11 protein-coding genes and 2 pseudogenes are annotated in these 12,291 nt (G+C 32.4%); 5 read left to right on the forward strand and 8 right to left on the reverse strand.

Annotation, left to right across the window (positions count from 1 at the left end; translation table 11 throughout):
• Positions 1 to 7: 7 nt before the first annotated feature.
• A pseudogene (locus AC0L0O_RS19795) lies at positions 8 to 150 on the reverse strand (DUF1657 domain-containing protein); the annotation flags it as partial.
• Between the two features lie 293 nt (positions 151 to 443).
• Positions 444 to 623 (reverse strand): small acid-soluble spore protein H, encoded by a 180-nt coding sequence (locus AC0L0O_RS19800; protein WP_048524953.1) that lies wholly within the window; start codon positions 621 to 623, stop codon positions 444 to 446.
• 820 nt (positions 624 to 1,443) lie between these two features.
• Here AC0L0O_RS19800 and tnpB point away from each other — a divergent pair.
• A pseudogene (tnpB, locus tag AC0L0O_RS19805) lies at positions 1,444 to 2,555 on the forward strand (IS200/IS605 family element RNA-guided endonuclease TnpB).
• A 270-nt stretch (positions 2,556 to 2,825) separates the two neighbouring features.
• On the opposite strand, the gene AC0L0O_RS19810 reads toward tnpB, so the two are convergent.
• Positions 2,826 to 3,389: an undecaprenyl-diphosphatase gene (locus tag AC0L0O_RS19810; protein ID WP_473785942.1), complete on the reverse strand. Its 564-nt coding sequence runs from the start codon at positions 3,387 to 3,389 to the stop codon at positions 2,826 to 2,828.
• Between the two features lie 456 nt (positions 3,390 to 3,845).
• Between AC0L0O_RS19810 and AC0L0O_RS19815 the strand changes: the two genes are divergently transcribed.
• The gene (locus AC0L0O_RS19815; protein ID WP_473785943.1) at positions 3,846 to 4,463 is read left to right on the forward strand and encodes a DUF2238 domain-containing protein; all 618 of its coding nucleotides are present in this window, start codon (positions 3,846 to 3,848) and stop codon (positions 4,461 to 4,463) included.
• Positions 4,464 to 5,179: 716 nt separating this feature from the next.
• Here AC0L0O_RS19815 and AC0L0O_RS19820 read toward each other — a convergent pair.
• Both AC0L0O_RS19820 and AC0L0O_RS19825 read right to left on the reverse strand, forming a co-directional pair.
• Entirely contained in the window at positions 5,180 to 5,455 is a 276-nt protein-coding gene (locus tag AC0L0O_RS19820; protein WP_473785944.1) for a hypothetical protein, read from the reverse strand.
• Positions 5,456 to 6,174: 719 nt separating this feature from the next.
• Positions 6,175 to 6,501: a helix-turn-helix domain-containing protein gene (locus AC0L0O_RS19825; protein ID WP_473785945.1), complete on the reverse strand. Its 327-nt coding sequence runs from the start codon at positions 6,499 to 6,501 to the stop codon at positions 6,175 to 6,177.
• A gap of 146 nt (positions 6,502 to 6,647) precedes the next feature.
• On the opposite strand from AC0L0O_RS19825, the gene AC0L0O_RS19830 reads away from it, so the two are divergent.
• Both AC0L0O_RS19830 and AC0L0O_RS19835 read left to right on the forward strand, forming a co-directional pair.
• Positions 6,648 to 6,866 (forward strand): helix-turn-helix transcriptional regulator, encoded by a 219-nt coding sequence (locus tag AC0L0O_RS19830; protein WP_048524936.1) that lies wholly within the window; start codon positions 6,648 to 6,650, stop codon positions 6,864 to 6,866.
• A 126-nt stretch (positions 6,867 to 6,992) separates the two neighbouring features.
• Positions 6,993 to 7,271, forward strand: coding sequence for a hypothetical protein (locus AC0L0O_RS19835; RefSeq protein ID WP_473785946.1), 279 nt, complete (start codon positions 6,993 to 6,995; stop codon positions 7,269 to 7,271).
• Positions 7,272 to 7,286: 15 nt separating this feature from the next.
• Here the strand turns inward: AC0L0O_RS19835 and AC0L0O_RS19840 are convergent, their stop codons facing one another.
• The 3 genes from AC0L0O_RS19840 to AC0L0O_RS19850 all read right to left on the reverse strand — a co-directional run bounded on the left by AC0L0O_RS19840 (position 7,287) and on the right by AC0L0O_RS19850 (position 11,261).
• Positions 7,287 to 7,553 (reverse strand): hypothetical protein, encoded by a 267-nt coding sequence (locus AC0L0O_RS19840; protein WP_473785947.1) that lies wholly within the window; start codon positions 7,551 to 7,553, stop codon positions 7,287 to 7,289.
• Between the two features lie 548 nt (positions 7,554 to 8,101).
• Positions 8,102 to 9,463, reverse strand: a complete 1,362-nt coding sequence (locus tag AC0L0O_RS19845; RefSeq protein ID WP_473785948.1) for a YncE family protein — start codon at positions 9,461 to 9,463, stop codon at positions 8,102 to 8,104.
• A gap of 508 nt (positions 9,464 to 9,971) precedes the next feature.
• Positions 9,972 to 11,261, reverse strand: coding sequence for a glycosyltransferase family A protein (locus tag AC0L0O_RS19850; protein ID WP_473785949.1), 1,290 nt, complete (start codon positions 11,259 to 11,261; stop codon positions 9,972 to 9,974).
• Between the two features lie 259 nt (positions 11,262 to 11,520).
• Between AC0L0O_RS19850 and AC0L0O_RS19855 the strand changes: the two genes are divergently transcribed.
• Complete coding sequence (locus AC0L0O_RS19855) at positions 11,521 to 12,288, forward strand: glycosyltransferase family 2 protein (protein ID WP_048524929.1); 768 nt, start codon at positions 11,521 to 11,523, stop codon at positions 12,286 to 12,288.
• Positions 12,289 to 12,291 lie beyond the last annotated feature (3 nt).

The following is a 12,291-nucleotide window of genomic DNA, read 5'->3' on the forward strand; positions in this document are numbered from 1 at the left end:
CTCTATATTAAGGTTCTTCACGTTCTAATACGGAAACTCTATCCTTTAAATCAGCAATGACGCTGTTCATTTCTAACATACATGACATACACGTTTTACTTCTTCATCTTTTGAATTTAATGAAAAGGAACTTAAGCTTGCTTGAGCGCCTCATAAACTAGTGAGTGAGGCATGTTTTTGCATTTTTACTGGTGCCGTTGGAGGTCCATTGTTATCACTAATTTAAATAAGTCATATATATAGTAAATGCCACTATAATTTTGGTAGTTTTTTTGCTGCTTTATTAAAGAGGATTGTAACCACCAATCAAAAATGTTTTTTTATCCTTATTAACCTAATTAGCTAGAAGAAAATAGAAAATAAGATTACTCAAACATACAAGCACCACTTACAATGGTGTTTGTATGTTTGAGTAATTATTTATTGAGGTAACATGTAATCAATTAATGTTCTATTAAGTTGGATAAAGGAATTTCTTGTTCATTCTCTGGTTCGTTAAGAGGATAAATTCTAGCTGTTTCATTATTTTCAGTCACATTTTGAATATAAATTGGAACTCCATTATACGTTACGTTAGCCATGACTGGTGAAGCGGCAATCTCTTGTGCTCTTTGTTTGTTCATTATAATGACCTCCTTTTGATTTGTAACAGTTATAATATTTACTTCAAACTACTTAAGTATTCTTATTACTCAATAATAAGTAAACAGGGAGCTAGTTTTACGGTTACTTGACTAATGAAGACAACGGTTAGATTTTGATTTCCTAGTTGGTTGCAGGATTAGTTTATGTAGAAAGTAAACTTTTTGTTTTAAAATCAGGATGCTTAGCATGAGTATTTTGAAAAGGCAAGTAGCCTGGTTACAGTGACAATTGTTAGGAAATAAGAAGTAACTGTATAAATTTCTGAAATGTACCTATAAACAGAAAACACCTCTTGTACCATATCTAATAAAATAAGGCATAAGACGTGTTTTTTCTTGTTTTATTCTATTGGATTACATTATATTGTTGTACTTCAATTAGGTTTTCCTAAATGTAAGAATCCGTTCTAAGCCAGTAATAATCTTTACATTAACCTATTATTGATTATTCTTTTCTTGAATTTCTTTAGAAGGTTCTTCACTTGGATCTGGTTCATTCTCATCAACGCCATTGCAATCGCACAAGAAACTTACAGATAAAATAGTAGACATGATAGCAAGTAAATATTTTCTTTTCTTTAAGTGATTATTGCTCCTTTCAGAGAAATATTTATCATTTTAGCCAAGAAGACTTCTTTCTCAAGGAACGTGAAGTGAGTAGGTGGGAGAAGAATTGGCTTCGAACAAGGGATGGCAGGAAGCCATCTTAATTGTTCGACATACATAAAGTGTTACTTCGCCATCCATCGAATGTATGTTTGGTGTATAATGATCATATATCGAAATGGAGGTGAATCAAATGATAATTAATAAAGCTTTTAAGTTTCGTATCTATCCAAATCAAGCACAAGCAATTCTAATTAATAAAACGATAGGTTGTTATCGTTTTGTATTCAATCATTTCCTATCCCTATGGGATCACGCATATAAAGAAACTGGAAAAGGTTTAACATATGGTACACGCTCTGCCAAACTTCCTGCCATGAAGAAAGAGTTTGTTTGGCTCAAAGAAGTGGATAGTATTGCGATTCAGTCGTCTGTTTGCAACCTTGCGGATGCGTATACACGCTTTTTCAAAAAACAAAATAGTGCCCCGCGTTTCAAATCCAAGAAGAATAACGTACAATCTTATATCACAAAACAAACAAATGAAAACATTGCCGTTGTAGGAAACAAAATAAAATTGCCAAAACTAGGTCTTGTTCGATTTGCCAAAAGTCGTGAAATAACGGGACGTATTGTAAATGCTACAGTTAGACGGAACCTTTCTGGTAGATATTTTGTGTCACTATTAGTTGAAACAGAAGTACAAGAACTTCCGAAAACACATTCTTACATTGGGATAGATGTAGGACTAAAAGATTTCGCTATTTTGTCAGATGGAAAACCCTATGAAAATCCGAAGTTTTTCCGATCATTAGAAAATAAGTTGGCGAAAGCACAGCGTGTTCTTTCTAGAAGAATGAAAGGATCTTCTCGTTGGAATAAACAACGAGTAAAAGTAGCTAGAATTCATGAATACATATCAAATGCTAGAAAAGATTACTTAGACAAAATCTCAACTGAAATCATCAAAAACCACGATGTTATCGGTATAGAGGATTTGCAAGTATCGAATATGTTAAAAAATCGTAAGTTAGCAAAAGCAATTAGTGAAGTATCTTGGTCACAGTTTCGAACCATGTTGGAATATAAAGCAAAATGGTATGGCAAACAAGTCATTGTCGTATCGAAAACATTTGCTTCCAGCCAATTATGTTCTTGTTGTGGATATCAAAACAAAGACGTTAAAAATCTAAGCCTACGTAAATGGGACTGTCCTTCTTGTCGTACACACCATGTAACGCAAGTATCAATATAAAGAATGAAGCAATAAGGCTTCTAACCGCAAGGACTGCGGGGTTAGCCTAATCTATTAGAGTTCGATAGAACTCTTTACTTAGGAATCCCCCACTTCTAAACGAAGTGAAAGTGGGGGTAGTTCAAGCTATTATCTTCTACTTAGAGAAAGAATATGCTAAAATTTTTTAACATTTTTTCCTTTATATCAAATTAGAATTTAATTCAATTATTAAGGGATTTCCTAGATATTTGTGAGTTTACCGCAAAATGTATTTCAAAGAAGAGTAACTTTAGTAAAAAATGTGCAAAATTATGTGCTGTGATTTATCAAAAATATCGTCAGGAATGTTTCAAATCCACAAAAATTAATTTTTTATATACATTTATAATCCAGGTAACAAAAGAATTAAATAAATATGTAGTATTGCCAATAGCTATACTGGTTAAGATTCCTATGAAGGCACTTCCTATGATATCAAATGGATAATGATGCCCTAGCCAGATACGTGAAAAACCTGTCAAAATTGCTAAGAACCACATGATTGAGCCAAATAAACGTTCACGAAGTAAGACGGAGGTCGCTAAGGCAAATGCTAAGACTGTATGTTTACTAGGAAATGAGGAATTATTCTTTGATGGGATAAGTAAACGCACACGATGTATAACAAATGGACGAGGTTTAAAATAAAAGAGCTGGATAAAGCGGTTTATAAATAATGCGAATCCTACTGATACCCCTGCAAATAAAATGATTTTTTTGTAGGAATTGTTTTTAAACCACATTAAGACTAATAAGAAAATGTACAGCAATCGAGTCTTTTGTGAAATAAATATCATAAATGTATCCAATGTTGAGTTACGACCAGCTAGACGATTGATAGCTCTAAACATCTTATAATTCATGCAGATGCTCTCCTTTATTTTTGAATTGTTATATACATACCATTCCCTCACGAAAGAGAAATATGTAGTGTGCATGCCCTTTCTTATTATTCTACTCCATTTAAATAGATAAATAATATATAGTTACCAATTGAACATGTTTAACTTGATAATGCTCCTCTTACTGGTTATATACATTTTTAGTTTAGTCACAAAAATTTATAGAAAGCGCACGCCCTATATTCTCTTGGCATTATTAACTTGACATTGATATAGAGCTACACCTTTTAGAGCATTTGACGAAGGCTGTGAATATGTCTATTTTCAATGTGAATATTTACTAGACAAAACCACTTTCCCCATTAAAAGAGCTGTTCTTAAGTGTAAACTAAGGCAAACAGTGCCAAGTAATTTGTATACGAAACTGTATTTTTTCAAATACTTTAAGCAGAAAGCCTTTCAATAGGAGTGAAAAAAGTGATAAGGGACAAAAGTAAAATGATTCATCTATTTTTATTATTAATTGTTACTGCAGTTTTTATATGGTCTGTTATTAAGCCTGCAAGATACTCGTCATGGGCAGCGGAAGCTATTCCTGCCGTTCTCGGTCTAATCATTATAATTGCAATATACAATAAGTTTCGCTTTACTACTCTCTCTTATATCATTATTGCAATACTAGCCATCATAATGTTCATCGGCGGTCATTACACATACTCAAAGGTTCCTCTTTTTAATTGGATAAAAGATGTCTTTGATTTAAATCGAAATCACTATGATCGATTTGGACATTTGATAAAAGGCTTGTTTACAATTGTGATAAGAGAAATATTATTACGGAAAACTCAACTCACCGAAGGTCCTTGGTTAGTTACGATTTGTATAAGTGTTTCGCTTGCTATTGCTGCGCTATACGAAATCATCGAATGGTTAGCTTTTAAAATAGCAAAGGGAGGAACAACAGCAAAAGACTTTTTAGGTATGCAAGGCGATATATGGGATGCACAATGGGATATGTCACTTGCCTTAGTAGGCTCGATTCTTGCGTTACTCACCCTTTCGACATTACATAACCGACTATTGAAAAAGAATTGATAAATTTCCAATCTAATAATACATACCTTTTCAGTTCTTTTTTGATTGAAAAGGTAATGGAAGAGCAAAATTTACCTAGCGGCAATTAGGAGACAACAAAAATAACTTCTACAAGGCAAGATGGCAAACGACGACATCAACTTTATATAGAAGGAATAAAGCACGTGTGGCCTATACACGTGCTTTTATTGCGTATATTTACATGGAAAATGAGTGGAAAGAACATCTTGAACGGCTTAGTTAGTATAAACGATAATTTTATTGGAAAGTGTACGTGGGTATGATAGCTCATGCGACTTAGTAAGTATGAGTAAAAAAATTCATGCTTTCTGCGCAAACTGAGTGAGTCTTGTGTCATATAGGGTGGAGAGGTTAAAGATCATAAAAAAATTGTGGAAAAGCGAGAGATTGTCATTTTTAGAGAGGTAGATAAACAAATCACAGGAAAAATCCAAGACGAAACAAAATACGAAAAAATGATACGTTATCTAAAGGAAGTGATAGTTAAGTGTACAGTGGGGAGCAAATAAATGAGGAATCTCTTTATTATTACAGCAATTAAGTCTTATAAAAGAATGGTTGCGAGGAAAGATGGAAATAACGAGAGATTGGAGTGCAGATGGCTAGTTTCCTTAAAATTATGACGGATGCTTTTACTGATTTGTAATCTGTTTGTGCACTACAGTTGTGGGCCTCGACATAAATAGGAGGTGTTGTTAGCACAGTTCGCAATAATAACAACAGCTTGCAGCACTTCCGCCACTTCTTATACATTGACGGTAACATTCCCAACGCGGGTCAGTTTGTTGCCCATAGGCATAAGTCAGATATTGCTGTGAACTATAAGGTGTTACTGTAGGTACTGTATACGATGGTTGTACTGAGTAGGAATAAGTAGGAACCATGTAAATAGGTTCACACCATATACGGCAATAATCGTAATCATGACCACTACCTAAACAAGCTTGCATACAAGTTGGACGACGAAACATACGTATCACTCCTTATTTTGACATTCGTTTCCATACAGTTTATTGAATTTAACATAAATTAGATGATTGTCTATCCATAAATAGGTAGTTGTCTAAATCAGTGGTACTGATAGTTAAGAAAGGTTTAAAAACACATGGTTACTAAAATACTATCTTTCTTTAATTGTTCATCTTTCATGTATCTGATATAACAGTTTCCTTATCTCATTTTTCCTACGAGTCATCCCAGCTTCAGAAACTGTGTAGCGGAAACCAAAGAAATATGAAGCCAATTAATATAATAATAAAAGAACAATTTAAAAATATGTTGAGATTATAAAATGGTGCCAAGAAAGGATTGCTCATTTTATGCTTCTACAGTTCATACAATAAATTGATGAATTTCTAAAAGCGGAAACATATTCGGAAATTTAGGTTGATGGTGAGTAAAGTGAAGAAGCTTGGTGTTGTGAAAAATGAGGGAGTTTAAAAGGGGACTTTTTATGAAGAATGAACGAGTAGTAACTTTAAATATTGAAAATGAAACAAATTTATAGGGGGCTTCCATTTCATATAGTTTGGCGGCGTAACGCAAATATTTCAGCTAAATTAATGAATAAATTATTGGACAAAAATAAGCGCTCTAACTTTGAATAGAACGCCATTTTACCGTAATATATGGGCCCCGGAAAGGGCTCGAACTCAAGACTTCCACACTGTAAAGGTGGGGGTTTAATTTATTACTTTTCTTCCTGCATTATAAAATTCCAAAAACGTTTTAATTCTTCACGCTTTTTGGATGGAGCAAGTTTTATATCATTTAACCATTGATCTAGTTCTTTATTGTTTCTGTCCTCTTTAACATTAGAATCTCGCCCTAGAAGGAAATCAGTAGATACATTAAAGTAATCTGCTAAACGTATCAAGGTATTGTAATCAGGTTGACGTTCATTACGCTCATACATACCAATTGTACTTTCACTTAGTTGAAGCGAGTGAGCAAGTTCTTTTTGTGTAATTCCTTTTTGTTTTCTTAAATCACGAATTATATTTCCAAACGTTTTCATTCTATCACCTGATAATATATTAACACAATATGTGTTAAATAATTAAAATTTTTAAAAGTCGATAATTAAAATCTATTGACAACACATTTCGTGCGGTTTATATTGTTAAATAACAACACGAAATGTGGTTTTGGGAGGGAGAATGCATGAATTATGAAAGAGTGGCTAAAAATCTAATTAATTTAAGAAATAGAAAATCTAGAGAAGAGGTGGCAAGAGCTGTAGGAATCAGTGTTAGTACATTGCAAATGTATGAAAATGGCCAGAGAATTCCACGGGATAATATAAAAATAAAATTAGCAAATTTTTATGGTGTTACAGTCCAAACAATTTTTTTTGATTCAGAACAACACGAAGTGTGTTAAATAACATTAGATTTTTAAAGTTATATAGTAATTTTCTAGAAAAGTGAATATAGAAAGTGTTTTAGGAAATTTTACATAAGAAATGATGTTTTTATCATTATATATAAATAATAGGAGTGTTTTTGTATGAACATGAAAACATTTGAAATGCGTGAAAAACGATTAGCAGAACTACTAGGTGCAAAGGTACTATGGGAATTTATAAGTGCTGTAACTGAGGAAATCGAAAAGCAAGAATTAGAATCTACTCCAGGTTTATTAGGGGATCTATTCATACATGTGAAAGAGACTATTCAAATCCAAAATATGAATAAGCGTATAACAAAAGCCCCTGTAAAAACAGAGGCTGATTGTATAAATAAAGATACAATATTTATGAAAGCGTATGTAGAATTAATTAATTAATTAATCATAAGTTTTTTATTTTTGAATTAGCTGTAGAGCTTTCATCTGTTCTAAAAGAATCAAATTGTTTTGTTCAATCATCTTTGCTACAGCTTCAAAATGAGCTTGATTCTCAAGAACTTCAATCTGCTTCTCTTTAGGGAGTGATTGAAGTATTTCTTTTATTTCTTTACACTCGTATATGTTATTCTCCGAGTCTTCAATTAATTTATTACGACGGTTGGTGTATTCAAGTGCACCTAAAGTCGCTAATGCACGAGGATTTAATCCTAGAATTTCCATGTATTCCTCTCCTTTCCTCTACAAATAATTCGATAGGGGAAAGGAGATTCCTTTAGTGATTTGGTAGAGTTTTTATATAGTTATATAATATGTTATTTATTAGTGGGAATGTTATTTAGCTGGAATACAATAGAATTAGACTTAAAAGAGCTTCAAAAAAGGATGAGAAGAAAGGGGAATCCAGTAAGTCTGACTCCTTTCCCTTAAATAATCTACTTATGGAACGGTTGTTTACTTGTAAAGTGAATTTTAAATCAGATTTCTTGAGGGAGATTTGATTGACGGAGGGAATGGATAGATAAACAAAATTAAAGAGAATTGTAATGGAAAGAACTATAGGAAATATTAAGGAGTTATTAGATAATATGTTTTTTAGTATTTAAGAAGGGCCCGTGTATAAATTATTAAATATCGAAATAAACGATTAGTCATTAACTAGACAGAAGGACACTAGTTGTTTGTATAAATGGAATACCAGAGAGTAGGAAATTAATATAAGTAGAGGGTGCAATCCTCAGTATTTCTTGAATGTTAATAAGCGTTAAACTTTATATTGCAATACTTACAGGTGATGCACCAACTGTTACTACTGTATTTACGGTATAGTCAACGGAGTTAAGGATAGTAACCGTGTTTTGTTCTGGTTGAGCAATATAGATAAATTCTCCATCAGGTGTAAACGCAGCGCTTTTTGGGTCGTTTATGGAAATAGTTCCTGTGGATTGGTGTTGTGCTGTATCAATAATATTGATTTCATCTATAGTTTCTTCTCCTAGCAAAGCTACAGGTTGATTAGGTGAAAGAGCAAGGAACGAGTAGTAATACGTTCCAGTAATAATACTGCCAATCTCTTGAAAAGTGGACAAGTCAATAACTGCAAGTAGGGTCCCAGCCCCCGGAAGTTCTTCTGTAACATAAGCTAAGCCATCAAGCAAACTAATTTCTATGATGCTTGGATAGTCCATTGAAGTAGGAAAATCTACTATAATTTCTCCTGTATTTAGATCAACCTTTACAATACTCCAAGTTGTATAATTTACGATGTAGGCGTATTGTCCATTCGGATCAATTGCTATACTTGAAAATCCAAATCCTCCAAGTGAGATGGTATTAGTAATGGTTTGAGTTAAGAGGTTAATAACAGTAATGCCCATTGAACCAGTTAAAAAATTTAGTATATACGCAAACTGATTATCCGGAGAAAACCCAATATCAATTGGATTGTTTATTGAGAAAGTAGAGATAATGGTAAGTGTTTCATTATTAATTGTAGAAACACGATTATCATTTGAGTGCAAAACTAAAGTGTATGTTTTGTTTGGATTAACAGCAACTTTAATTGGCTGATATGGAAGATTGATTACATGCTGGACAGCCTTTGTTGCTGTATTAATTACTGAAAGGGTATTATCATCTTTGTTTGCTGTAAAAGCATAAACCGGAGGATTTGGTGGCACTGGTAAAACAGAAAGGGTGCCATTTAAGATAAATGTATTTTCATCTTGTGGCGTAACTGTTAAACTCTTAAGTTTAAAGCTACTAAAATCAAAGCAGCAATTCGGATCAGTTGTATAATAAACAATCTGATTGATAGAGAATTTATGCCATTTAGAAAAAGCTGCATCTCCTTGTCCATATTGATTTTGAACAGGAGAAATACTAACAAGCATTGTAAGTACTCCATATATGCGAACACTGTGTACTGGATAGGAACCATCTGGTAGATCAGTTTGAAGAAGGCAAGGATTCGGTGTTTGCAGCGTACATGGTTCAAATGCACATTTTAATCGGTTTGTATTCCAGGTGACAGCACCGGTATAATTCGTATCATTAATCATATATCCTTCAGGAGTTGTAATTAAAACCTCAAAATCTACATATTGATTGCACATACCTTGGCAAGGTACCATGGACCTCACTTCCTTTATCAGATATTATGTTCTAATCAATTTGGTATATAAAATTGATTACATACCGTATTAAGACAAAAATTTAAAAAATTATGCTTTTTAGTAAAATAATCATGTTTGAAAGGCAGTTTCTATTTGATACAACATACAAATACATAGCGCTGTTCTATATTATGTCCCATATTCTCTAATGCTTGGACATATTGTGATTATTACTCTCAAGATAAAACCAGAACAAATAATGGTAAAACATTCTGATGAAAAATTAAAAAAGCGGAAGCACGTATTGCGTTTTTAGAAGCGGAATTGACATTCCTAAAAAAGTTAGACGAACTCGAAAGGAGGCGTTATAGAAGATGCGTTAACACCACGAGATACATACAAACTGATTGAACCAACTATACGTCGATTCCAATTCCCACGTATGTTTGGTTACCTTTGTACACTAGCTGTATTAACTCATTTTATTTTTTGAAGCAATATTTCTTATGGGCACTATCCTCGTAAGTCATTCTTCTCGGTATTCTTCAGCTAAGTGAGAGGGATATGATGAAATAGGAGGACCAATCTTAAAGTGGGATAAATTGGCCTTTGAAATCGGTATACAGTTCTTTAATAAATACAGTTTTTGCAATATGTCTTTATCTATGGGATGAAGCATGCCATCTGTCATTATGAAATAATTGTTATGATAGATAAATATTTTTCCTTCGGGTAGAATTGTGTGATTAGATAAGTTTGCATAAATAGGTGGCCCATCTGAAAATTGATCTAAGCTACGTTTTGAAACTTTAATAATTTCTTGAACTGTAAATTTAAATTTGCGAAATGCTATCGTGTTAATGAAAGGACGTTTTTGATTATTTTCTATATAAAATAACTCTTTTTTTTCATTTTGCACAACCCGTAGATTTGGAATTGATTCTGTAAGGGTTATGGGGGGACCTTCTGCATATTTGTAGATAAATGGATCGGGGATTAAGACAATTTCATTTTGATTATATTTGAAGTAGGAAAGCATGTCTTTCGAAATGAGCCTACGTTTTAAATTATCAATTAAAAACACTTCACCTTGTGAATTACTAAACAAAATACCATTTAAATCTTTTGAAGGGAGGTTAGCATATAGGTTTTGGAAAGAAAATGGTGTTTTAAAAGTAATATCGAGCACTTTGCTAATGGGATAAAAAGGTTGGAATGTATTTAGGCGTTTCCAATACATTGCATCTCCAACAAACCAATATAAAGGATTTGTATCCCAATATTCACAGTATTTTTCATAAGCTTTTAATAATATTCTTCTAGTATGCATAACTGAACAGTGATCTACAATATTTGCAGCTGTATATAAAATTTCTGAAGCTTCTCTCACAAATTCATGTATAGGTTGTAGGTTATAGTCAACATATTTTACGTATTGAGAAGAGTACACTACATCTATTTCAGGATGTTTTTCTAAGAAAGATAACATTTCAGCTAATCTATTTGGAAGGTACATAGTATCATCCGTTAAATAGCAAATATAATCCCCATGGGTTAATGGAAGTGCCTCATTGATAAGTGTTGCATATCTTGTGGTTTTATATCTCGCATTATCTTGTATAAAACTATTCTTATAATTAATTCGAGGATCATCTAAATGATTTTTTATGATATTTATAGTTTCTGGACAGGAGTTATCATCCATAATAAAAAGTTCCCATTTGTTATAAGTTTGCATTAGAACACTTTCAATAACTTGATTTATTAATGATGGTTTATTATAGCTAGTAAGGATAATTGAAATTAGCGGTTGCAAAGTCTTCACCTCTTCTGAGAATAATAAATAAAAATCCTTTATAGATACTCTCTTTTTTGTGCTTGAATAGTTTATTACTTTTTCATAGATATGGTATGGACTATAGTGGAATGAAAAAGGTACATGGGTGAATATAAATACTGCTATAAACTTTAATAGATGTATAAATCTTTTTAAAAAATATCGGAACGGATTGTCCTTACTGTTTATATAATAACGTAACTGTTTTTGTATTCGTTGATAAGGAGGAGAGGGATATTTGCCTAAAATTTCAGTAATAATGACAAGTTACAATAAGCCTATGTTTGTTGAAAAATCGATATTAAGTGTATTAAACCAAAGTTTTCAAGATTTTGAGCTTTTTATAATGGATGATGATTCTAATGAAATGACCCAGAAGGTAATTCAGCCATTCATAAATAAGAAAAATGTCCATTTTTATAAAAGTAATGTGGCCCATATTTCTGAACGGACAAAAAAAGTCAGATATGCTGCTTTAATTAATGAGGCACTTAAGCATGCGAAAGGGGAATATATCACTTATATTACAGATGATAATCAATATGAAAAAGAACGACTCGAAAAGATGTCTAGTTATCTTGATGAGAATAAAGATGTTCAAATTATTTACTCTGCATCAAAAACGATTCATATAGATGAATTAGATTTGCCTATTAAAACGGTTGAAAGACCTGCGAAAAAAATTACTAATAATGCCCCATGTACCATTGATCATTGTTCTATTATGCATAGAGCCTCTATTTTACCAATTATTGAAAAAAGGTGGAATTCTTACTGGGATGAAGATCCTCAGTTTTATCGGATAGGAGATGCACGCTTTTTTTGGAGATTAAATCACTATTGGGATTTTTATCCTTTAGATGAAATTTTAGATATCAATTATATTACTCCTTATTCAATACATGCGCAGTTATTTGCCGAAGAAAAAAATGAATTTATACAATTATTACCACCACAAAGAACATGTAAAGAATTAAGAGAAGACTTAAGAAGAAAAAGAGGGTGAAAA

It is taken from the genome of Bacillus sp. GS3m_15504, assembly GCF_055825275.1.